The sequence below is a fragment of the Enterobacter cloacae complex sp. CARB60 genome (assembly GCF_036487345.1).
GTDB lineage: Bacteria > Pseudomonadota > Gammaproteobacteria > Enterobacterales > Enterobacteriaceae > Enterobacter > Enterobacter asburiae_D.
In genome coordinates this window covers 1290350-1313504 of the sequence record NZ_JAZKLC010000002.1, presented here as the reverse complement: position 1 = coordinate 1313504, position 23155 = coordinate 1290350, and the positions used below count along the sequence as shown (strand labels likewise).

At 50.0% G+C, this 23155-nt stretch carries 27 protein-coding genes and 1 pseudogene; 2 read left to right on the top strand and 26 right to left on the bottom strand.

From position 1 onward, the window contains the following. The 13 genes from V4835_RS07370 to V4835_RS24360 all read right to left on the bottom strand — a co-directional run bounded on the left by V4835_RS07370 (position 1) and on the right by V4835_RS24360 (position 6574). Positions 1-477, bottom strand: a complete 477-nt coding sequence (locus V4835_RS07370; protein WP_063957805.1) for a hypothetical protein — start codon at positions 475-477, stop codon at positions 1-3. 13 nt (positions 478-490) lie between these two features. Then, a complete protein-coding gene (locus V4835_RS07365) occupies positions 491-838 on the bottom strand; it encodes a hypothetical protein (RefSeq protein ID WP_331411751.1) in 348 nt (115 codons plus the stop codon). A gap of 75 nt (positions 839-913) precedes the next feature. Continuing rightward, a complete protein-coding gene (locus V4835_RS07360) occupies positions 914-1123 on the bottom strand; it encodes a head fiber protein (protein ID WP_320707195.1) in 210 nt (69 codons plus the stop codon). 485 nt (positions 1124-1608) lie between these two features. After that, complete coding sequence (locus tag V4835_RS07355; protein WP_331411748.1) at positions 1609-2076, bottom strand: lysis protein; 468 nt, start codon at positions 2074-2076, stop codon at positions 1609-1611. Continuing rightward, complete coding sequence (locus tag V4835_RS07350; RefSeq protein WP_331411746.1) at positions 2073-2549, bottom strand: glycoside hydrolase family 24 protein; 477 nt, start codon at positions 2547-2549, stop codon at positions 2073-2075. The genes V4835_RS07355 and V4835_RS07350 overlap by 4 nt, the downstream gene beginning before the upstream one ends. Then, positions 2536-2841: a phage holin family protein gene (locus V4835_RS07345; protein WP_331414096.1), complete on the bottom strand. Its 306-nt coding sequence runs from the start codon at positions 2839-2841 to the stop codon at positions 2536-2538. Before V4835_RS07345 ends, V4835_RS07350 begins: the two co-directional genes overlap by 14 nt. Before the next feature lie 920 nt (positions 2842-3761). After that, positions 3762-4373: a hypothetical protein gene (locus V4835_RS07340; RefSeq protein ID WP_052923235.1), complete on the bottom strand. Its 612-nt coding sequence runs from the start codon at positions 4371-4373 to the stop codon at positions 3762-3764. Between the two features lie 188 nt (positions 4374-4561). Next, positions 4562-4747, bottom strand: a complete 186-nt coding sequence (locus tag V4835_RS07335; RefSeq protein WP_331411744.1) for a hypothetical protein — start codon at positions 4745-4747, stop codon at positions 4562-4564. Beyond that, a complete protein-coding gene (locus tag V4835_RS07330; RefSeq protein WP_331411743.1) occupies positions 4744-5340 on the bottom strand; it encodes an MT-A70 family methyltransferase in 597 nt (198 codons plus the stop codon). The genes V4835_RS07335 and V4835_RS07330 overlap by 4 nt, the downstream gene beginning before the upstream one ends. Next, on the bottom strand, positions 5337-5933 hold the full coding sequence (locus tag V4835_RS07325) for a recombination protein NinG (RefSeq protein ID WP_331411741.1): 597 nt from the start codon (positions 5931-5933) through the stop codon (positions 5337-5339). The genes V4835_RS07330 and V4835_RS07325 overlap by 4 nt, the downstream gene beginning before the upstream one ends. Positions 5934-5935: 2 nt before the next feature. Then, positions 5936-6190, bottom strand: coding sequence for a hypothetical protein (locus V4835_RS07320; protein ID WP_331411739.1), 255 nt, complete (start codon positions 6188-6190; stop codon positions 5936-5938). Further along, the gene (locus tag V4835_RS07315) at positions 6187-6363 is read right to left on the bottom strand and encodes a protein NinF (protein WP_331411737.1); all 177 of its coding nucleotides are present in this window, start codon (positions 6361-6363) and stop codon (positions 6187-6189) included. The genes V4835_RS07320 and V4835_RS07315 overlap by 4 nt, the downstream gene beginning before the upstream one ends. Next, the gene (locus tag V4835_RS24360) at positions 6356-6574 is read right to left on the bottom strand and encodes a phage protein NinX family protein (protein WP_442877309.1); all 219 of its coding nucleotides are present in this window, start codon (positions 6572-6574) and stop codon (positions 6356-6358) included. Before V4835_RS24360 ends, V4835_RS07315 begins: the two co-directional genes overlap by 8 nt. An 87-nt stretch (positions 6575-6661) precedes the next feature. Between V4835_RS24360 and istA the strand changes: the two genes are divergently transcribed. Continuing rightward, positions 6662-7684, top strand: a complete 1023-nt coding sequence (gene istA, locus V4835_RS07310; RefSeq protein WP_279750628.1) for an IS21-like element ISSen3 family transposase — start codon at positions 6662-6664, stop codon at positions 7682-7684. Continuing rightward, the gene (istB, locus tag V4835_RS07305; protein WP_001531258.1) at positions 7681-8463 is read left to right on the top strand and encodes an IS21-like element ISSen3 family helper ATPase IstB; all 783 of its coding nucleotides are present in this window, start codon (positions 7681-7683) and stop codon (positions 8461-8463) included. The genes istA and istB overlap by 4 nt, the downstream gene beginning before the upstream one ends. A 69-nt stretch (positions 8464-8532) precedes the next feature. On the opposite strand, the pseudogene V4835_RS07300 reads toward istB, so the two are convergent. The 13 genes and pseudogenes from V4835_RS07300 to V4835_RS07240 all read right to left on the bottom strand — a co-directional run. Then, positions 8533-9072: pseudogene (locus V4835_RS07300) on the bottom strand (GIY-YIG nuclease family protein); the annotation flags it as partial. A gap of 73 nt (positions 9073-9145) precedes the next feature. Next, the gene (locus V4835_RS07295) at positions 9146-9544 is read right to left on the bottom strand and encodes a hypothetical protein (protein WP_331411735.1); all 399 of its coding nucleotides are present in this window, start codon (positions 9542-9544) and stop codon (positions 9146-9148) included. A gap of 65 nt (positions 9545-9609) precedes the next feature. Then, the gene (locus V4835_RS07290) at positions 9610-10080 is read right to left on the bottom strand and encodes a hypothetical protein (RefSeq protein WP_331411734.1); all 471 of its coding nucleotides are present in this window, start codon (positions 10078-10080) and stop codon (positions 9610-9612) included. A gap of 14 nt (positions 10081-10094) precedes the next feature. After that, positions 10095-10550, bottom strand: coding sequence for a type VI secretion system baseplate subunit TssE (gene tssE / locus V4835_RS07285; protein WP_331411732.1), 456 nt, complete (start codon positions 10548-10550; stop codon positions 10095-10097). Next, complete coding sequence (gene tssJ / locus V4835_RS07280; RefSeq protein ID WP_331411730.1) at positions 10550-11095, bottom strand: type VI secretion system lipoprotein TssJ; 546 nt, start codon at positions 11093-11095, stop codon at positions 10550-10552. Before tssJ ends, tssE begins: the two co-directional genes overlap by 1 nt. Further along, complete coding sequence (gene tssG, locus V4835_RS07275; protein WP_331411728.1) at positions 11073-12158, bottom strand: type VI secretion system baseplate subunit TssG; 1086 nt, start codon at positions 12156-12158, stop codon at positions 11073-11075. The genes tssJ and tssG overlap by 23 nt, the downstream gene beginning before the upstream one ends. After that, complete coding sequence (tssF, locus tag V4835_RS07270; protein WP_331411726.1) at positions 12122-13876, bottom strand: type VI secretion system baseplate subunit TssF; 1755 nt, start codon at positions 13874-13876, stop codon at positions 12122-12124. The genes tssG and tssF overlap by 37 nt, the downstream gene beginning before the upstream one ends. 85 nt (positions 13877-13961) lie before the next feature. Continuing rightward, positions 13962-14438: a hypothetical protein gene (locus V4835_RS07265; protein ID WP_331411724.1), complete on the bottom strand. Its 477-nt coding sequence runs from the start codon at positions 14436-14438 to the stop codon at positions 13962-13964. Next, positions 14435-15481 carry a polymorphic toxin type 44 domain-containing protein gene (locus V4835_RS07260; protein ID WP_331411722.1) on the bottom strand — a complete coding sequence of 349 codons (1047 nt, stop codon included), beginning with the start codon at positions 15479-15481 and terminating at the stop codon, positions 14435-14437. The genes V4835_RS07265 and V4835_RS07260 overlap by 4 nt, the downstream gene beginning before the upstream one ends. A 26-nt stretch (positions 15482-15507) precedes the next feature. After that, on the bottom strand, positions 15508-17109 hold the full coding sequence (gene tssA, locus V4835_RS07255) for a type VI secretion system protein TssA (RefSeq protein ID WP_331411721.1): 1602 nt from the start codon (positions 17107-17109) through the stop codon (positions 15508-15510). Next, positions 17109-20252, bottom strand: coding sequence for an ImcF-related family protein (locus V4835_RS07250; protein WP_442877322.1), 3144 nt, complete (start codon positions 20250-20252; stop codon positions 17109-17111). Before V4835_RS07250 ends, tssA begins: the two co-directional genes overlap by 1 nt. A gap of 320 nt (positions 20253-20572) precedes the next feature. Further along, positions 20573-21661: a hypothetical protein gene (locus tag V4835_RS07245; RefSeq protein ID WP_331411717.1), complete on the bottom strand. Its 1089-nt coding sequence runs from the start codon at positions 21659-21661 to the stop codon at positions 20573-20575. A gap of 943 nt (positions 21662-22604) precedes the next feature. Then, a complete protein-coding gene (locus V4835_RS07240) occupies positions 22605-23153 on the bottom strand; it encodes a hypothetical protein (protein ID WP_331411716.1) in 549 nt (182 codons plus the stop codon). Positions 23154-23155: the final 2 nt, after the last annotated feature.

The window sequence follows — 23155 nt, the reverse complement described above, 5'->3', positions numbered from 1 at the left end:
TCAGTCCAGGCCTTTTAGTTTCTCCTCCATTGCTGCCTGAGCTGCCGCGTAATCTGCTGCTGTGTAATTGACGACTTCTACCGGGCCGCCATTGGCACCCTCGATAGCGTGGTCAATTTTGTCTCGCCAGTCTTTCTTCTGTCGATTCTTAAGCCAGAAGATGGCGGCTGCAGTATCAGGAGGGTAATGCTTCTTGATTTGCGTTTTGACTATCTGGTTATCAATAACGCGGATATCTGTGTCAGGGGCTACATAACCCATTGCTCGCTGGAAGAGGCTATCGACCACTTCAGCGTCAACAAGGTCTTTGCCCTTTTTTACGGACTCCAGAAACTCTGGGTGCTCTTTCTTCCACGTATTGATAGTTGCTTCAGAGACCTCGAAGAAGTCTGCTAATTGAGCGTCGGTGTAGCCAAGCATGCACAGCTTGCGAGCCTGCTCGGCGTACGCCTTCTGGTACTTGGTTGGCCTGGCCATAGTTATTTCTCTTTCAGAATGTCACTCTTGGTGTCGCAAAGCGTTGATTCATTAGCTTGCGCTCCATGGAGAGTTTGTTAGTGATGTTTTTTGCTTGGATGTGTATCCATTCGATTCTGGTAAATGGATACTTGCTGCCAATAAGACCAAGCCTATACATTCTCATCAATTTGAGCCCAACATATGCACTTATTGGTGAATGACTGGCATTGCTGTGGCCATAGCCTCGCGCAATATACTTTCCGTTTTCACGCGTGATATGTATGAGGGCCATTTCACTTCTCCTTCTTGAACTTGAATCCCCATCGAGCAATGAAGCATGAAAGGGATCTGAAGTGTTTATCTTTAACGATGCGTGCATAGACAAATGCCTTAAGCACGGAAAGTAATGGGCTTACCCACCACCGCTTTTGTGCGACCACCTTCATGGTGATCATCACATCAGCCCGGCAGCACGAGCTTTAGCCAGTAGAGCATTGAAGTCAGCCAACAGGCCAGCAACATCAGTTGCAGTTGAATCAGCCTGTGCAGCCATCTTCTTAACCCCGCCGATTGCTGAGGTTGTCGCTGCAGGGATGGTTACCGGGTCAGTTGGGGTGGATACTTCGATTGGATAACCACCAGTTGAGATAGCGCGTTTAGTCATTTTGGAATTTCCTGCTGGATGTTTGGATATCTCACTGGGAATTCTCGACACCAGTGACGCTTCAAATCTACATAAAACTCTGTCAATGGCGCTTTACCGACACCATTTGCAGAACTTTATATATCCTCAATTCTTCTACCACTGCTTGAGAAGGCAGCTATGAACGCCACAGACATCCCGCAATGCTGTGACGCGGTATCATCTTTTTCGAATAACCTGCACGCTCTTGCAGAAAGGAGGGACTGCAGTCATGGCTAATGCAGGTAAGCAGCGAAGATGTAGCGATATGGTGGGTTACTCTGGGCCTCTCTGGTCGCAGACTCTTTGCAGAACTTTCCAGCGAGCATATGAACCATTAATCGTCGTGCCCACGCCAGTTACAAAGCACTTTTCTCCAGGCCATTGAACAATGGTCTGGCATCTCCATCTTTTCCTGTAGGAATCAAAAGTGATTTTTGGCTTAAGCATGAAGGTTCCTTATGCGGCTATTTCAGGCACTGAGTGTTGATGTATTCCTGCAGGGCTCTCAGGGATGCTTGGTCACTGATGATTCCGGAGCGGATACCGAGAACGTTTCGTCCAGCAACGTCAGAGAGTTCGACGGAGGCATCATTGCCCATGCTGGAGGTGACGGCGGTTTGGGTTGAGGCTGGCACTGGACAGCGGCCTTTGACGAGCACCCTGCCACCATTATCAAGCTTGCGCTGCAGAGCATAATTTTGAGCTTTTGCATCTGCGAGTTCCTGTGTGTATTTGGCGTCGAGAGTGGCAGCGTCGCGCTGACGAGTCTGCATATCGGTAATGGTTGCTTTTGCCAGTGCAGCTTCGTTAACCGCCGTGTCTCGTTGCTTCTTGTATTCTATGGCGTTATCACGGTAGTGATTAACAGCCCACCCAAGCGATACGATGATGCAGACGACAACAGCAATGATGATTGTGGTTAACCTGCTCATGATTTTGGCTCATTAACGATGCCGCCAGCCTCTTTGAATTTGGCGATAAGGCTGTCAGCTTTGTGTTCAAACTGACCATATCCAGCGCCGGGCAGTGATGCCCAGATATTGCTGCATCGGTCGATAGCCTGGCGTATATCGCCACTATCAATCATAGGCAGTGCGCCACGTTCTTTAATCTGCTGCAACGCTACTGCATCCTGACTGGCTGGCGAGAAATCTTTCAGCCCAAGCTGGTTTCTGTATGCATCCCACCAACGAGCCAGAAGCTGATAGCGACCGGCTGCTGTGGATTTTAACTTAGGGTTCAGTGTTACTAGCTTGCGAGGGTGATCTGAATAATCGGTGAATACTGATCCACCAACAATTACATCATAACCATGATTATTTGTTTTCTGCCCGGGCTTATCGGTTCCTTCCGACCATGCAAGCATGTCGAGGAAAGCCTTGCGCTGAGAATTAATTATTTGCATCTTTAATTCCTGTAAGCCGCTCCCAGAAATAAGTCAGCGCAACAGACCCCATTGCCCCACTCAATCCAGATGCAGCAAGAATAAGATAGAAACTCAGTCCACCCTCCAGGCTTATCAGGCCGCCTATCACCCCGGTGAGTCCTGATACTGCTATTTGTGCCAGAGCGTTAACCCAGCTCCAGGTTGCTTTATTGTTTTTCACGTCGATGAGGTAGCGCACAAGACCACCCCAGCAAGCCAGCCCAAGCAAGACCAGCCATGAGAGTCCCGCCATGCTTTCTTTATCTGGCATACGTTTCATTTCCACCCCTCATTTTGGGGGATTTGTTCATTATTAAGAAAAGGTTGATGTATTTGAGAACAAATCCAGGATACATTTTGCGGTAACGTGGTTTGTTCGTGACTAAAGGCATGAGCAAATCAGGCAAGAGGCTGTTCGAGCAGTCTCTTGCCACCCATCTTCACGAAGCCCGCCATTGAGCGGGTTTTCTTTTTTGTAAAATGCCCTACCCCGTGACCACGAAGCGCATGAGGTGTGTGAGTGAGGTTCTGGTTGTTGGTGGAAGGGCATTTTCAGAAAGGTCGTGCAATAAAAAGCCCCTGCATTTCTGCAAGGGCTTGAATGGTGTCGGCCTGTCTTCCCATCGTAGTCAGCTCGGGGAAGTGTCGCGACCTTTCGGTTTCTGCCTTAAGCTTCATCAGGCGACATGTTAATGCTGACCTACACCTTCCAATTCATGCCGACGCGGGAAGGAAACGCTCATTGTGTGGTGGCCGGTGCTGATATCCGGCTTTCAGTACCAATAAGTTCGCGAGTCTTAAAGGCATGACAGGACACGCTTAGCCCCTATAAATGGATTTGGCGTTTGCAGCGCCATCACATTTGTCGCATCAGCCTGCGCATTCACCACAACGGAAAAATCATTGCCGCGCCAGGGAAGTGTGCCTGGACTCGCCGGGGCAATGATTTTACCTGTTATGGGCTCCGTTTCGTGGAGCTGACGGGAAGGAGCGCTACTCTTCCACCTCATGCAAGATAACACCGCCACAGTGACGATGTGTTTTGCTATCGGCATTAACGCAAAAAGCCCCAAGGCGTGAACCTCAGGGCTTATTTGTTTGGCTGCTCTGTTCGCTTTTGCTCCGAGCATACACAAAATGTACTACTTCAATTTCGCGATGGCAAGTTATTTAGGGCAATTGACCTAAATATTATGCTGCTTGTGGAAATTCCTTCTCAATTTCACGCCTCATCGCATAAAAGATTTCCGAATCGAGCACATTCTCGCACCAGACAACCCTACGCCTGCATGACTGGATATCCATTCCGGTTACTGCATTCATCAGCCTGGCGATATCTTGCGTGCAATTGCGATTGCAATATCGCTTAATAGCTACATCGCGGACGGGGCTTTCACGGTGAAACGTCTTGACCATCACACGTTCAACGAAAGCAGCATCATCGGATTCTTTGGCGAGAGCGATGATGTTGCTGAACGATGATTGAGGGATGACCAGTTCGCGAGCTTTCTTATAGAGCGCATCTCCACGCAGTCCATCTTCTTCGTACAGCCGCATGACGACAGACTCAATCTGCTTAGCCTTGTCATCACTCCACTGGCTACGAATCATCAGGCGGCCGATAACGTTGATTGCACCACCCGGGGAATCATCTCCGGCGTTAACCTTTCCCCATACCTGGAGCATGTAGTGAACCCATGCCTTCTGGCGTGAGTTGATGGTTTTCTTTGGGTGCTTCCATACGCGGCGGAAATGAGCATCGTCGATGAAGTTGACCATGCCGAATATCGGTGTGTGCTTCATGCTTTAGCTCTCCGGTATGACGTTTTGTGGATTTTCATCAATCTATATTCGACATGAAATCTCTCAGCGGCATCAATTACAGTCCTTACCCTGTGCTCTTCCCTGTATTTCAGAATGTCGTGGGCTAACCATAAAATTGCTGCGAACCAACCAAGAAGGGGGATTAGTGAACTTATACTCATGTTCATCTAGGCAGCCTCGGGGTCATTGTCAGGCTTGTTGATGAAAAGCTTGCTCTCAAGCTCGCCGCGGCGCTTTTTGAGCAAGCTAACCGCCTTCTCCGCATCAGCAATCTTCGCATCGAGTGATTTAAGTTCCTGCTCATCTGCGTGACGCTGCCATTTGACTTGCTGGATGTTGGTTACGGTACTCATGCGACCTCCTTGCGATTAAGATGAACTGCCTTTCCGCTAATTAATTCAATCGCTGGACCTTTACACTGATTTCCCCATACATCGAACCCATGCGAAGATTGGCGTGCGAAAAGCTCAATGCGCGGCACATCACCTAATAACTTCACCAGTTTTTCTCGCACACAATCCGGCTTTTGCGAGTGTGCAAGGCGCGGAGCAGTAAATGATTGGATAATCCCGGCATTAATGCGCTCAGGTAACTTTCCGCGTACGGCAAACAGGCAGTCTTCGCTATTAGCCCGAGTCATATGCCCCATCCCCATCACCAATTTATCTGCCTGTCGGCTACCGCATTTATTCCAGGTGAATCCCTTCATGGTCATTAGTCTGAATCCCCATGCCTCTACAACCTTTAATGCTTCAACAGGCTGAGTGGGAACCCACCACATAGCCAGCAGGCAATCTTCTGCTGCTAACTCCCAAACTGGAAGCCGGCAAATATCCAGTACGTTCATCACTGGGTATTTGAACCCAGCGCCGCGATTTCCATCGGCTGCTTTGTCGCGATATACCCAAGGTGGATCTGCATAAATAAGAGTGTATTTATCAGTCATGCTGCCTCCTGTCTCGCCCTAACCAGTTCGCGCAGCAAAGCCCTGTAACGCTTTCTGATGGCGTCCAGTTCTTCTCTGGTGTTTCGGTGAGGGGTATTGTTGTTTTCGAGCGCCTCAACGCGTTCTGCGCCGATTTTGGCTATGAGATTGATTCGGTACTGCTGTTGGTTTCCTGACAGATGCACATTGCAGTGATGGCACTGAGCATGGATATTGTCTTCGTGATACCTCAGATGTGATGCCTTGCCTCTTGACCTAAAATGCCCCGCTTCCCACTGTACCGTTGTCCACGTTCCGCAGCTGATGCATGGCAAATCCCTGTCTCGTTCTCGGATGTAGTCATTAACTACTCGCTGCGTCAGGTCTTCCCAGTGCTTTAGCGGCTTAACTTCAGCCTTGCGCTCTCGCCACTTTGCACGAGCTTCCTTGTCGCGCTTGCGCTGTTCACGGGCAGCAATTTCCGCATCACGTTGCTTATTGAACGCAATGGCGCATTTGTAGTTGTGGCAGACTTTCTGGAGAGAACTTCGGGGGGTGTATTCGGTAGAGCAGATTGGACAGGTCTTAGGCTTCGGCGTTTTGCCTTTAGCCATTTTTAACTCTCCGTTTTTTCACCAATGATGATTTCAGTTTCGAAAGGAGGCGTACAGCCGTTAAAAATCATATGACCGAATGTCGCCATCAAATCCCACAACTGGAATCTGGAGTAGCCATTGCTATCGGTGTTTGGATGCTGATATGCACCCCTGTATCCGGTTGTTTTAACGAGCTCATCATGCTGCCTCTGTAGCTCATTTCTTCCAGCATCGGTTAATTTAACCATTACGTAGTTATTGATATTAAATTTCACGACTCATCTTCCTCCGTCATAAATCCGTTAGGGTCGCGATACGCTATTGCCAGTGCCGCACATTCCTCACATACGTGAGCCTCATCGTCGGATAGCTCCTTCGTGCAGCCTGCGCACAACGTTCGACGTATGCTCTGCTGCTCGTAGGATTGGGCTTCTGATTGGCTAAGCATGTTTGTCGTCCTGAGATAGCAGGAACACAATCATCGCCGCGCGTAATGGGTTTTTATGTGATTCACAGAAATGCGGTGAATTAACGCTAGCATCCCATTCCTCATACCACTCGTTGTAGTTTCTAACTCGTTTCACGGGCTCAATCTTGATTTTGTTCTCAGCGATAATCGGCCATGCATCTGCCGGGTTGTTGCAGTAGTCAATCCACATATGTCACCAACGGTGCAAAACTGATCCACCCCAGCGGTTGAAAATTGATCCAGGGGTTAATCTGCTCCTCTGAATACAGGGGAGCTTATGATCACTTTTGAGATTCGTATGGAAATTAAAGTCCTGCACAAGCGGGGAATGAGTATCCGGGCCATTGCCAGGGAGCTGGGTATTTCGCGCAATACTGTCCGCAGCCACCTGAAAGCTAAATCTGAAAAGCCGCAGTATTCACCACGCCCGGCACCATCATCACTGCTCGATGAATACCGTGATTACATCTCTAAGCGGATCAGCGATGCGCATCCCTACAAAATTCCGGCGACCGTTATTGCCAGGGAAATCATGGAGCTGGGCTATCGTGGAGGGCTTACTATCCTGAGAGAGTTCATCCGCAAACAGACCCTGCCAGCACAGGCAGAACCGGTCGTTCGCTTCGAAACCGAGCCCGGACGGCAGATGCAGGTTGACTGGGGGACCATGCGAAACGGCAAGTCACCCCTGCATGTGTTCGTTGCTGTTCTGGGATACAGCAGAATGCTTTACATCGAGTTCGCCGACAACATGCGCTACGACACGCTGGAAGCCTGTCACCGCAATGCGTTCAGCTTCTTCGGCGGTGTACCGCAGGAAGTCCTGTACGACAATATGAAAACGGTGGTGCTGCAGCGTGATGCTTACCAGACCGGGCAGCACCGGTTCCATCCTTCCCTGTGGCAGTTCGGTAAAGAGATGGGCTTCTCTCCCCGCCTGTGCCGTCCCTTCAGGGCGCAGACTAAAGGCAAGGTGGAGCGGATGGTGCAGTACACCCGAAACAGCTTCTATATCCCGTTAATGACGCGCCTGCGCCCGATGGGGATCACCCTCGATGTTGAAACCGCAAACCGTTACGGCCTGCGCTGGCTGTACGATGTGGCCAATCAACGTAAGCATGAAACTATCCAGACCCGCCCCTGTGATCGCTGGGTGGAGGAACAGCAATCCATGCTGGCACTGCCACCGGAGAAGAAACAGTATGACGTGCAGGTTGATGAAAGCCTGATGACCTTCGACAGGCAGCCGTTGCATCATCCACTCTCCATCTATGACACGTTCTGCAGAGGAGCCGCATGATGGTCGAACTGCAACATCAACGGCTGATGGTACTTGCTGAACAGCTGCAGCTGGACAGTCTTATCGGCGCAGCGCCGGCGCTGTCGCAACAGGCGGTGGATCAGGAATGGAGCTACATGGACTTCCTGGAGCACCTGTTACATGAGGAGAAACTGGCCCGGCATCAGCGTAAACAGGCGATGTACACGCGGATGGCAGCCTTCCCGGCGGTGAAGACGTTCGAGGAGTACGACTTCACCTTCGCCACCGGCGCTCCTCAGAAGCAAATCCAGTCGCTGCGATCCCTGAGCTTCATAGAGCGTAACGAAAACATCGTGTTGCTGGGGCCATCGGGCGTGGGAAAAACACATCTGGCGATAGCTATGGGCTACGAAGCAGTACGGGCGGGCATCAAGGTTCGCTTCACAACAGCAGCGGACCTGCTGCTACAGCTGTCCACTTCACAGCGTCAGGGCCGTTACAAAACGACTCTCAATCGTGGTGTCATGGCCCCGAAGCTGCTTATCATCGATGAAATAGGCTATCTGCCGTTCAGTCAGGAGGAAGCCAAGCTGTTCTTCCAGGTCATCGCCAAACGTTACGAGAAGAGCGCGATGATCCTGACCTCCAACCTGCCGTTCGGGCAGTGGGACCAGACGTTCGCAGGTGATGCGGCCCTGACATCGGCGATGCTGGATCGGATCTTACATCACTCACACGTAGTCCAGATAAAAGGAGAGAGCTATCGACTGAAGCAGAAACGAAAGGCCGGGGTTATAGCGGAAGCTAATCCTGAGTAAACAAGGTGGATCAATATTAAACCGTTGGTGGTGACGGTTAGTGGATCACTTTTTACCCGTTGTTGACACAAGTTCCAGAAAGGTGATTTTCTCGCTGATAGCAGCGTAAGCGTCTCTCTCCTTCCTGAGCTGGTCATACTTGCTTTGCCAGTTATTCACCGTGGTACCGGAAAGCAGGGTTTTGACTTTGAATTTATATGCAGAATCCACAATACGCTGCAGTGCCCGGGAGGCTTTATTTCTGGCATTGCGAAATTCCTCCCACTGACCCGAAAGCTGTTTCTTTTCGTGATACAGACCGCGAGCCACTTCAGTGCTGACCGTCTCTTCAAAGGCTTTCTCTTTCTGAATGAGGTACGACATAGCCTGCTCAAGCTCCGCTGTTTTCTTCAGAAAGCCACGGTAAATGAAAACCCGTATTATCAGGGCAACAGCTATCAGTAAACCAAAAAACAGACCGACTATTCCGACCGGATTCGACACTGATTCAATAAATCGCTCATTAAGGTTAATTAATGCTCTTACCGCGACATAAATACCCCAGGCAATTACACCAATAATAACCAGAATAATTCCCGCAGAATTGTTATCCTTTTTTCTACGTGCCATTTTTTATTTCCTTTCTTCTTGCATTCCAGTTCATTCAATCCGCATAGTGGAGAAGGAACCTCTTCCACAAGGATTAATACTGATTCCCTGAACAAATCGGTAAATGGGTGAAGCCGGGTTTGTTTGCCATATAAAGAGGAGCGCATGTGGGCTGACGGGGTTGCGTATTGACTGGCTCAACACTTTCCATAACGGGTTGCTGCTCCTGTTTTTTCGGGGTTTTCACCTTTTTAGTCCGTGTTTTACTTGTAGGCGCGGAAAAATTTTCCTGCTGGTGAGTTGCGGCATTACCGTACCCGGAGCAGAATCGCTTCGACTGGCTAAAACTGCCGTCGTTACAGACAAAACGGCCATCCGAGGTGCAATGTGCAATCCCTCCTTTTGAACCTGAGCAGGGCTGTCTTCCTCGTGCGGCCTCAGCCTGTAAGGTAAAAAGGACACTGAACATAAGAAAGAGGCTTAGTTTTTTCATTATTACTTCCATGATCATTTCACGGGTCAATTCGCAGTGACTAATAAAGAGAATGAATATTATCGCTATGGCAATAACGCTAAAATCAGACCAAAAAAAGTACCTTCATCAAATAGTTGCCCTGACTGAGATGACGTTTCAGGGGGAGTATAAGTCCAGTTACTCACACACCCCACCCGCATGAACAGGCGTCCTTGAGAAATAATCTTTTCCCCAGAACAGAAAGTTACATCGACACAGCCAGCCACGCCCTGGCCATACAGAAATATCGGCATAAACTTTACCGCACGGCTGTCATAACGCAGAACGATACCGGAAATCTCGAAAGTACCTCCCTCTACCAGCAGGTCCGGAACAAATGCCGCCAGCGGCTCTACATTCAGCCCAGTACCTGTCAGCCACTCATCCATCTGCGTCTGAAGTTGCTCCATTCGCAGGCGAAACTCTGCTATATCAGTCTGACACTTACTGCCAGGAGAAGCCGGAACGGGTTGCCTTTCCTGAAGCTTCTTCAGGAACTGTGATTTTACGGACATGATGTTATCTGACCTTATATACGGGTTGTTGTGTCGAGATACTGCTGTTGCCTGAGATGTCGCAACAGGACCCGTCCTTCGGGCATAAACTCAGTGCCGTACCGCACCAGACCAATCCCTTTAAGTTCGGCGTCAATGGCATAGCGCAACTCGCCGGGTACGTTCTGCTCCAGCAGAACAACGTCTATCTTTTTCAGCCGTGGCTCATATTTGAGCAGGACGGCAGACAATGTGCCCATAAGCTCATGGGCCGTTCCCGGCATCCCCTGCAGGATTTTCGTCATATCAGGCAACCCGTAGTCAGGCAAATGCGCCAGCGTGCCGGCGCGACAGTTGAGTACGCGCTGCATGTTATCCAATACCGAGAGAATGACCTGATTTTCTTCACTGACCTGGTTGAGGTTGAGGCCACCTGTAAAATTTCCGGTTAGCATTTCATACAGCGAAGGGGTGTTATGTCTCTGGGGCATCAGTCGTCCTTAAGCGGCTGCAGCGTCAGATGGTTCTCACCAGCTTCCAGAATGCGCGGTTTATCCGGATCCAGATCGCTGCGTTTGATAACCTGCTTCCATGTGTTGTTGGTCATATCCGGATGGCGAAATAACCCCACTACCGCGACAAACTGCGCCTCTTCTTCCATCGGCATATCAAGGCTCGCATCACCGCCCGGCTTCACCACGACATCACGACTGGCCAGCATATCCTCTTTCAGAATGCTGGCATCATCCTGAAGCAGGTGCTGATAAACCGTATTATCAAAAGTTTTACGGTCTTTGAGCTGGTAAACCCGAAGCACGACAGGCTCTGACAGCGAGTTATTTTCGCGAGAGTCGGTGTTCAGCGCTTCACGGGCGGTGAAATCCAGATGCAGGATTTTAATCTTTTTATAGAACACAGAATTAAACGCCGATTTGGTACCGTCGGCGACGCTCTGCGTCACCCCGCAACCTGTCAGAGTAAGCGCTATCAGAGGCATCACCCAGCACGTAGTCTTAATTAAACTTGTACGTAACATGTCGGTTTCCTTGTTGTGGTTGCGCGGGCTCCAGCCCGCTGTAATAACCCAGCTCTGTCGTAAAGGTTTCAGGGATGTCGTCAGGAAGGCTATCCCCTTCTGCTCCCAGCACGCCGTTCATTCCCAGCCAGAAAGGATTCTCACCCAGCGGGGGTACGGCAAGCAGTCGAACAGACGTCGTGAGGGTCATTCTGGCCTTAAACCGCCAGCCCAGATACACCCGCAACATAACCAGGAAATCCAGGTACAACTGTCCATCAGGCTTCCAGCCCTGCGCTTCCTGTTCATTATCCGTCGCGAGAGCAATCAGCAGCTGGCTACCTGCATCCATCGCTTCGTCACCCAGCGGCGTATTGCCATCAAGCAGAAAATCTTCGTCGCCGTAAAAACCCAGCGGCCTGTCGATCTCTACAGGCCGGAGACAATAGGGGCTGACCTGCACCGTTGTATCGGGGGCCAGCAGACTCACAAGAGCCTGGATCCCTTCCTGGGTTTTTCCCGGCTGCTGTAGCACTCCAAGTAGCGACAGAAAACGGGATACTGGAGTGGCAATATGCTTCGCAGTACCGGGAATACCCAACCCCACCAGCCCCAGCAGCGACTGCGAGATGCTGTCCGTTCCGCCCGGCTCAAACGTGGCGGGGTAAGAGTATTTACGCCAGACGCGGTAAAACTGCGTCAGAATGCGATGACTGAAGATATCCAGAAAACCCTGCAGCGTCTCATGCCCTTCCCGGCGCAAGGTGATATCATCGAGATACGCCGTCGGTAAGGGCGAATCGACACCGTACATGCCCATAAAGGTGGTGCGAATAACAGCTGGCTTGCTGTCATCTTCTTCGTCATATTCGACAGCCTTCAGTTCGCTGGCCGGGAACCCCATCCCAGGATGCGGCGCAAAACGCACCGGATCATCAGAGGGATGGCTGGTCGATCCCATTATCGGTCTGCCCGGGTTGCGTTTCTCCAGCAGTTGACATAACCGATAGAAGTTAATGCGGTGAAGGTCGGCTTCAAGCCTCGGTGTCAGCCGGGAATGCGGCGGTTGTGCTTCTCTTCCCATTCCAGACGCTCTCCGGTTGGTTGCAGAATAATAATAAGGCGATTGAACAGATAGATGTCGGTGTAGAGCGCGAAGAAGCGGCTCAGCATCTCGCCGAACAGGCAGATGTCGCCGCGCCCGGCAAAGCCGTGACTATCCAGCGTTACTTCAATCTGCACGCCGCGCACCAGGTAACCCTGCTCAAATCGCTCGGTTTCACTATGCTTCACGTCGATAATGGCTTCCAGGCGGCGGCGGTTCATCTCACTATCGGTCCATTCATACAGCGCAAGGGTGCCGCGCAGCACATCGGCGTTATCCATCATCGACAGGAACCCGCTACCGAGATGGCTCAGCACGCGCCAGTGGAAACGGTCTTGCGCCGGCGGGTAACAAGGAAGCGTTGGCGCACACAGGTTGCGCACGGCGATACTGGCCGACGTGGTTTTCATTACCGTATCGAGCACGGTACTTTGCAATGCTCGTCGCGGCAGTTGGCCGTTGGTACCAGTGAGCGTCAGCGACAGGCTTTCATCTTCAGGGACGGTGTGGTTATCAAACGCTTCGCCCCCCAGGATAAGCCAGGTGTTATGCAGCCCGGAGGGACCGCGGCGCACGCGGGTGTGGTAGTAATATTCCGGGGCTTCATGGCGCATCATTCCACCTTTGTGGCGAAAGCTGGAGAACGGCACGTAGGTATGCTGGCTCGATGACATCACTGAATCCACCGCGTATATATCGGTATGGCCATCCTGCACGCGCATCGGGCGCAGCATATATTCGGTCTGAAGGGAGTTGAGCGTCAGCGGGTCAGACTCCAGCGGGAACAGGTTAATCACCGGCACACAGTTCAGACGCAGATGCTTTTCAGTAAAGCTGAAATCATGCTCCCAGCGCTCCGCCAGTACCACGTCGATTTCAAACCAGGAGAGCTCAGCCGGAAAGACCACAGTCTCCAGCCCACGTAGCCCCGTGAACATGAATTTCTCACGGAAGGTGAAGTACTCCAGAAGCAGCTGGTAGCCGCTAAAGCTGCTGCTTCCCTTCGGCCACAGGTCATCGTCATCGCCAAATCCCAGCGCGGCGAAGTACCCGTCGAGCGGTCTTCTGTCCATGTCACCCGGCATCCGCAGCCAGAGACGCGCCGTGTTCATGGTAAAGGCTTCATGCATGGCGCAGGCCAGCGGGGCGTCTGCATTGAAGTAGAACGGGAGCTGGCTGAGATCGACACGGCTCCAGTCGGCAAGGTGGCTGCAGTTAAACCGCAGGCTGATGACCGAACGCCCGTCAGGGTCAGTTGACAGGCGAGCGTGTTCCAGCGACAGCGGCTGAAGGGTAATCTCTTTGGTTGTCGTGTACCGACAGCGAGTACCCTTCTCACCGATCGGCCTCGAGTTCACCTCGAAACCTTTGACGATGCGCATCTGCTCTTTCATCTCGCGCCAGTCAGGGGTGAACTCCACCACCGACATTGACGGAATGGTACGCAGGTAATGCGGCCACAGCAGGCTGACCAGCCCTTCGGTTAGTTCCGGCAGGTCGTCATCGAGCTTTTCACGCAGGTGCCCCATCAGGAAGGCAAAGCCCTCGAACAGCCGCTCCACGTAAGGATCGCGTGCGCCCGCTTTATCGAGATTGAGCATTGCCGCCTGTTCGGGGTGAGCACGGGCAAACTCTTCACCGGCTTCCAGCAGGTAGCGCATTTCAGCGTCGTAATAACGCAGGGTTAAATCGTCCATAGGTTTTTTATTAATTTTTCTCATTAATTAATGAACTGAAAATATCAAACTTAATAAGGTGCCATCAAAAAGGAAGAGATATTGATCAATATTTATATCTGAATGCTTTTATCTTCTTTAAACACAAATCACCAGGAACACTTTCAAGAGCATCGTCATTGCGTCCGTTTTTTATTTTAATCAATACAGAACAAGAACCCTCAACTGAAGACAGGATAAAATTTCGCCCTCCCCCACCAGTTTGATTATATTCATATTGACTACCAACCCTCCAACTGATATCAATTGCTGCATCCTTTCTGAATAGAGATATAAATGAAGGCGTAAATACACTTTCCCCACCAGGCGCTATAATTTCTGGCTTTGCTTTTACAATTCGCTCAACTTCGCCAGGATCAGGGTCGACATTATAGACACTCACACCTGCAAAGACGTATATATATTTATTAGTATGATTTATAATGGTAATTACGGGTCGTATCGGGATAACTTGAGCAACCAGCACCAATAGACCTAAAAAAAACATAATAAAAATCAGTCTTATTTTCTTTGCCAAAATCACTCCTCAATCTTTTCTGAGTTATTTCCATTCCAGCACCAATGTTTTTCTCTTGAGTGAGGAAGTAGCACATCAGGTGTTTTCACGAGCGCGTCAAGTATATTATCTACAGTCAAATTCTCTGCATATTTCCCATATTGATGAAACAGAGCAAACCCGATTTTCATGCTCGTAACATCGTCTACCGTATCATCCCCAATGGCACCTGGCGTCATATTTTGTTCCCAAGTAGAACCTTTTAGGAGCAATGATTCAGAAAAACCGACACTAAGGCCAACATAGCCATAATGTATATTTGACCACACATCATAAAAGTAATCGTGTTGTTTAAACTTGTGGTAATAAGATCTTGATGGTTTTCCTTTTCTAGGTAAAGGTCGTGCAACAGCCACTGACGAAAATCTATCGCGAATTATTGGTTTATGATCCCATGTAGAACCCGTTTTTACAGTCTGATACCAGATAGCCATGGCAGCCAGCAGATCAGGTTGGGGAGGGAGAGATAACTTTGAGTAAAAGGGAAGGTTATCCCATTCGGCACGTCTTTTATTTAATGTATCTTCGTCAATTAAACCTCGAATTGTTTCTGCCTTACGGCCTCTGACATTAGCTTTGATTTCACTGAGTATATATTCAGCAACCTTAATGGCTCCATCAGTATGAGCACAATGACGTTCACTCTTATTTTCCGAATGCAGGTTCTCATAGGGAGTCTGTAAAGAAGCAATAAGCCCATCAAGTGTAAATGAAGAGCTTATACACTCTCCTCCTTTCTCGTAAGTGTCCCGCATCATCGATGGCACAAAGCGCGCCCTGCAGGGGCAGGAACTGGTGCTGTCTAGAGTACCCGCCATTTTACGTCCATGTACGCTGTCATTCGAGATCCCGCCCGCAATCATATACATTCCTGGATGCTGACCACAGGTCACCCGATCGCGTTCAAGGGCGATCGCCTTCCCAAAGAGGCAGTGATCACTTGCACCGTCCACAATCTTGCCGCCACAGGTTGTCATATCCCCCTGGACGAGATAATAACCTTTTGTCATAGTTCACTCCTTTGATTCAGTCTTGGTTACCCGCAAAGCACTGCACTGCTGGCCGGATCGAGCGCAATCAGACCGGACAGAAGCAAATCCATCTCGGGCTGAAGCCGTGATTTATCGGTTTCACTGCGTGTGGCTTTCATGCGCAGTAACCTGAGACGACGCGATTTGACTTCAAACAATAGCGCCGGCGTCCACTGCGTCAGTGTGATTGACTGTGCTGCAGCATCGAGTTCACCCAGCAGATGCAGGGCCAGTTCGTTCTTACCCTTCTGCTCTGCCACGCGGGCCATCAGCAGGCGCATCAACCATTTGTCTTTCGTGGAGTCCGTCCCGGGACGTGTCTGAAGCCAGAGGAGCGTAGCATCCAAGCCATCCGTGTCAGCTTTCTCAAGCGCTTCCGGCTCGAGGGCCAGGATATCATTGTCCGACCCACTGACAGCACTGACCTGCTCATCACGCCAGACGGACATATCGTCCAGCACGCTCTGATTGATCCAGTTAAGCGTGACCTCATCAGCAAACGGCGTTCCGTCATTAAAGGCCAGCGTTTCAAGCCCGGTGAGGCGTCGCAGCAGCCCTTTCAGGTCGGCGATGATGATGTCGGCCAGCACATCCTGACCTAACTTCACGAGAGCCTGATGGATATACCACTGCAAATCCAGCCAGAGGTGATTGGCGCCACGCGAGAAGGTGCTGTCCGCCTGCTCAAGTATCTCCAGCCAGCTCTGCTGCAGGTACAGGCGTTTGAGCATGGCCCGCTGGTCAGCCCGCGGCGGTTCAATGCGCGTTTTCCCCTCAGCATCCGGTGCAGGGATAGCTCTCAGCGTGTCATGACGCAGGCTTTTCATCAGCCGGTGTGCAGGAAGCCATCCATCGGGTTGTTCACGCAAATATCCCGCCAGAGTACGGGCTTGAGTCAACAAATCCTGACCGGATGTGATGTGGCTTAGGACTGGTGCGTCATGATCTGTCGCGTGTGCAGAGGTCTGTGACTGAAGGCTGTTACTGGCGTTCTGCGGAACCAAAGCATCTACGCCACCGGCCTTCATCAGGCGGGATTCCAGCGCGCTGTACAGCGCATTCAACTCGGGACGTGACGTTTCCGGCTCAGCATCCAGACTGCTGCGGATGAGCAACAGCGCACCGGCTGTACGTATAGCATCGTCGCGTACCACTTCAGGCCACAGGGAAAGGCTGTCAAGCAGACGAGAGCCTGCCAGCCATTCCAGTGCCGGTTTACGGCTTCGCTCCCGCTGTGGATGAAGTTGCGCACCGTAGCGCTGCAGCAATCCCGCCAGCAGTTCAAGCCCTTCGGCAAAGCCAGCTTCTCCATCCTGGTGCAGACGGGCCCAGCAGTAATAGGTCGCAATACGGATATCTTTAGCGGTAGTGGTCAGCAGTTTTTCGGCAAGCGTACAAATCAGCCCTGTATCGATGCCGGAGAGTTTATTGACCTCCTCTCTGATACGCTGGAAATCATCATCATAGCCTGGCTCCTCCCCAGTGGGACTGGTATCGCTGACAGGGGCAAGCCAGGTCTGCCAGCGTTCCGTGCGCGCCTCTGCCTGCTGTCGCAACGCAATTTCATCCGCCTGACAGGCGGCAATCAGATTCTGCAAAGTGCTCATTATTCGATTCCATCCCTGTCACTGATTTCCGTATTGGCCATCAGCGCCTGAGCCGTGGCCGCGCTGTCAACGCTGAAAATCTGATCCGGCAGCGTGAAGCCACGCAGTGCCAGTAATGCCAGTGGCCCACTGCCCAGCTGTGAACGCAGTACCCACTGCAGGGTACGACCATCCGGAGCGGTGAAACTGACCATCCACTGACTGCGGTCAAGCTGCTGACGCTTGCCCTGATCCAGCCAACGAATAAAGCCCCAGGTTCCGCGGTAATCCCCAAACAGACGCGCACCGGCGTTGACCGTGGTCCAGGTCAGCATGGTTCCCGGCTTGTAAGTCTCTCCCGGCCAGCGGAAGGACTGCCAGTCAGCCATCTGGTTAAAGTAGTGCAGCTTTTGTCCATCCATGGTCAGTTGCGTTTCCACAACCTGCGATGCCGGGCGTGCCTGCAGCTCGAAGCTGATGCCCTGACTGCCATCGGTAAACAGAATGTCTGACAGCTCGCTCAGCTGATTAATGGCCCGCAGAAAAGCTGGGTTAAAACTCAGCCCCTGGCTGTTGACCTTATCCGGTACCCACTGGCTACCTTCTTTGTGAAGCACCCCACTGAGTTCTGTGGTCAGGAATCGATCTATGCGACCACTGTCTTTACGGATGAACTCTGCCAGCATCGGCAAAGAGGCGTCACTCTTGCTCGCTGCAAACGGGAAGCGCCCATCAAAGGCGGTGCGCCAGTTCGCCACTACGGATCGGCTCCATTTGTCATTCAGGCTCGCCGCCGACGGCTGGAGTACAGTCTCCCAGGCCTGGGTCAGCGGCTGCACAAACATCGTGCTACCAAAACCACTCCACTCTTCACCAAGGCTTGCCGAAATCAGACTGCCATACTGCTGGGTGTCGGTCAGGTCAACGCTTTTTCCCTGAAATACGGTCTGCGCCAGGGTTTGCATCATCTCCTGCGGATCTGAGGCGCTGGCCACCTGCTGCAGGCGCAGGCGCACGCGAGTGATACGGGTCAGATAGGTCTGCAGACTCAGAGTGTTGTCAGCCGACATGACGTTGCTGCCCGTGTTTTTGCCCAGAAGCTGAAGCAGCGGACCGAAAGTTTCATCCAGTGGCCCCTGTGGACCTGTCGCAGACTGGTCAATTGCGGGTTTGTCTTTTCCACCAACCAGATCTTTTGCCGATTTGATAATGGAGTCAGAAAGGCCTTCGCTTTTCTGGCCGGTCTGCCCCTGCCAGGCAAGAGTATTCATCAGGGCAATCATTGGCGACTGGCGGACATCACTCATCAGCGTTAGCTGGTCGGTTACATCGGCAATATTATTCGCAGGATTCCAGCGCAGACTGTTAAGGAAGTTCAGCCAGCTGCCGGCAAAGTCAGTGAAGTAACGCTCAGTCAGGCGTGCTTTGAGCGCTTCAGGCGACATATCCGCCGATACGGCTTTACGGGAATCACTCAGCACCCAGTCGATTTCATCCCGGCGAGAACCAGCAGCCTTCTCAATGGCCTGCTGAATCCCGCCTTCCCATGCCTGGCGGGTGAACATGCCCAACACCACCTCTTCAGTGGTAAACAGCCGCCGCGCATCGGTACCGCTGGTCATGTCTTCCAGAGATACATCGGCAAAGTTACGGCGCACGGATTTGAGCATGTTCTCATACAGCGTGCTTTCTGCATTGCGGCGGCCAATCTGCTGTAACAGCACCTGACGGCTCTGGCTAACCAGCTGTGCATCCGGCGTGATTTTCCACTGTGGCTGCTTTGGTAGTTCGGAGATGTAGAAGGCCCATAAATCCGGCGACAGGCTTTGCCATAGCCCGGTGGAGATCCCCATACGCGTCGGCTGCACGGTTTTCATAGTTTGTGCGTAAAACGCACCGTCGACTTTATCCGGACGAGCCATCATCAGCCAGGCTTTAAGCTGGTCATAACCCGGTTTCGCCAGCTGTGCACGCTGGTCGCTATTTGGCGCAGAGTTGATCAGATCTGTGAGCTTTTGCGCCAGGGCAGCATTTGCCGGGTCGCGTATTAGGCTGTTGTTCGCCACGCCGTACCAGGGCAGCATTGCGTTGAGCAACTGCTGGTTATGGTCAAGACCGAAACGCTGATACCAGGGCGTGCCCTCCTGAACATTGTGCAACAGGCGGCCGGCGTCGTTTCGCAGTTCATGCAGTGCCGACAGTTGATAGTCGGATACGGAAGGATGCTCGACCAGGGCATGAGCCTGCTCAGCAACAGAAACTATCTGCATCCGGTTGACTGCGAAAGACAGCAGTATTCCCGCCCCCCAGACACCAATGATTGTCATCAGTGTCCAGGCAAGGGTCTGCTCCCAGGCCATACCGACACGGCGGCCACGCACGCGGGTGCAGTCATCCACGATGCCCTGCCAGGTTGCTGGCAGGGTCAGGGCATGACGCTGAGATTCGGAGACATATTTCTCAGCGCCAGCTGTGCCCTCAGACGTATGAATAGGTTGACTATCCGGCAGGCTGAACATCAGACCACGCAGCGGAACACGCTGCTGGGAGGCAGCCAACCATGGCACCAGTTGTTGAGTCCAGCGGACGATACCACCGTCTTTGAGGCGCTGGCCCAGGCGCAACAGGAAGTCGTGGCCGCTGTTCTCAGCGACCTGACTCATACCCTGCGTCCGCAATGCAGGCAACATCAGCTCAAGCTGACGGGTAATATCGTCTGCTTTGGCATGCAGCGGGAACGTCGCCCCGACCACCTGTTCAGTACGTGTCGTCTGCGGCCACTTGCTGTCACTCAGTTGCCACAGCCAGATCGGTGTTGAGTAATGCAGCAACTCACTGATTTTTTCCAGTCCGCGGAGGTCGTTGTCGCTGATTCGTGGAGTCAGGTTAAGCGACTGAGGCATGACCCGGATAATCCCGTCTAGTGGGCGCTCGCGACGCAGTTTACGCAGCGCGGTATATTTCTCCTTATCCGGTTCAGCTGTCAGACTGCCGCCGTAAATCAGCACGGTGCGGTTTCCTTCAAGCCAAAGCTGCTGTCGCAGGCCAGGCACCAGTTGGTCAATCGCGGCTTCATCGCCGGTGATCAGTAGCAGACGGATTTTGCGGTGCCAGAAGAAGTTATAACGTTTGCGCAGGTGGTGATTAATATCACCGTACATCATAGCTTCAGGAGTATGAGGTGTTTTCTCTTTCTTACGATTCTTCTCATCATCGCCGTTGGTTATTTGAACGATGGTCTCGAACTCTTTACTACCAGTATGCTGGACAGCAATAAATAGCAGTATTGCTCCAGCAATTAAGCTCCCGATCAGGCAGTAGCCAGCAATAAGCCAGTGTGTCTGTTGCTCAGTATCTGCTGACAGACCAGCAACGTCAGGATATTTCCAGACGATAAATGTCATTGCCCCTAATAAAATCAAGAAGAAGACGACCAAAGCAAGATAACGCCCGACTATTGTTCTAGGAAGTAACGCAGATAACCTCACGAATCCATCTCCTGTCGGAAAAACGTTGGGGTAACAACTGTGCTCCACAGCACATCCTGTGTCGTGTCACCGCAGATAATCATCTGGGGTAACTGTGTTTGCTGCGCCGTTTCCGAAGCAGCGGCAATTGCTAACCACGGCGCTGCCGCTCCTGCGTGGCCCATGGAACTATCGAGATTGATGACAGTATCGCTTTCAACCGCCCGAACCGGTGATTTATTTTGATTAATCACCACCTCGGCATGTTGTTGATCAGTGAGTCCGGATAACCAGAGATGTTTGAGCACACCATCCTTGATCGGAACGTTGTAGGCAGCCATTCGCATACCGGATTCAAGCTCTTCAGCTGAAGAGGGATCGGGGCGATGAAGTATTGCCATTGGGGTTATTGATTCCTGCATAAGTCTGTTACCCAGAAGTAATGCAACTGCAGTTTCTGCGCTATTGGTCGCATGAATAGGTGCAACTTGTAATGCTACAACCAAAAGCAGTGAATTTTCTTTTGTTTTGCTATTTAACCAATGTTCTAAAATTACTGGACCATTGTTTTCCATTAATTCAAAAGAATGCAAACTGCCAAACTCACGCCATGATTTGAGCCACATTTCATTGATGTTCTCTTTAGGGATTGCTGATGACACATCCAATGCAATAACTAAGTTTACATTGTTCGGGATATAACTCAGAGGTAGCTGGCAAATCAATTTATTGAATAGACAAAGAATAAGTTCAGATAGATTATTATTATCGTCCTGAAGCAGGCTTAGCCTTACACCTTCATTTCCAGCCCGATCTTTTTGTGAGAAAAGAATAGATTTATTCGTAATTAATAAATTTAATAAGTCATCTTTACCTTTTACTTTATGCCCGGTGATTAATGATGTTGATAAAACCTGAAACGCCCTTCTGCTTTTTCGTGTCTCACTTAGAATCCACTTTTCTCGTCGCTTATCGTAGCTGTTCGCTTTTATGCCTTTTAGTATCCAAATGACGACACAGACAGAACCAATGATAAACCAACATGTAAAGGGAATGCCAATTGCGAGAAACCAAAAGTTTTGACCTTTAATGTAGCTGCCAAACATGCGCATCAGTATTATGCTAAGACATGTAATGAAAACTAAAAAGCAAAACCAGCGGACTCCTTTAAGAGGAGGGGGGAAGCCATATAAGGGAGGTAAGTTTTTAAGTGAATACATATATTAAATCAACCATCTATCACTCATTCGTGAGTTAATAACTGCCATTCAATTCTTCAGGAATAATGTAGCTGCTATTATTTGTGTCAAAATGCAATTAAAAATTTTTCTCGATTTTCTTTTTCTCATTGATTGATAATGAAATTATATACAACAGATAGGAATCATTGACTAACGGTTTTTTGTTTCGATAGATAATGTATTTTGCATTGAATTATTGCCATCTAGATCTTCCATGATAGCCGTCCACTGAGCAATCATACTAAAATCATTGTTAGCGAAAAACCTAACAGATGATGTTCTTGCAAATAACCCTGATTATTTGAACCATAAGACACCTCAGTTGCCTATTTTATCGGTGATACTGTCATGATACTAACATAATGCTCGCCGAGATATTTGACTGAACTTATAATATAAATACCTTTTGAACTTTTTCTCACCCAATAAATATCAGTAGGGATATATTGATTAAGTGATGTTGCAAGGTCTTGAACTGGGTACATTAGAATTAAAAAGTCAGATATAATACATTGGATCTTATCCTTTTTACATAAACTATAATTATTCATTTCACTTTCTGAATTATCTTTATGCCAGGGGTTCCCAGCATCATTAGAATGAGAGTAATTTGCTTCCAGCATAGATTGAATTGAAGAATAGCTCGCTGCAAAGCAGCTCCCGCGGTGAATTATAAAAGATACTAAAACTGCGCTGACTATTTTTTTCATATTGATTAACTCACTTCACTGCATTTACATAACTGCCAACATGCATATTCATTAGTTGTTATCCAATAGAAAACCAACACCTAAAAAAGACTGAAATGTCAGTTAGAAGTTATGTTATCTTGAGATTTGAATCTATCACTTCGAACTTCAACTCCACCAGATTTAAGACTTATCTCACCTGCTTTGAATTCAAACACTGAAGAATCTTCAAATTTGATTAGAACATTATCCGTGCCCCATGTAACATTCATTAAATTTGAATTCGCAACTTTAGGGTAAAATGCATTAGATATAATTAATTTATTTTTAAAATTTAGCAACTTGTATTTCGTGCAGTTTACTTCTGCATCATCTAGCTTGCAGGAGTTGGAATTGTAGGAAATTATTATCTGATCAATCTTTTTTATATTATTTTTATGATAGGGTAAGTTATTGTAGACAAAGGCTTCGTCTACCTCATCAGTCGGAAGAGTTAAAATAGTTTCATTATTTAATATTAAATCAGTATCGCCTGCAAAGTTCAATTTTGAACGCAACAGTCCGCTCACTGTTTCACATCCATCTTGATTAGATGAACAATTTAGTGCAGCAAAAACACTGGAAGGAACTATAAGAAAATATGTCAGGATTAAGTTATTAACTTTCATTT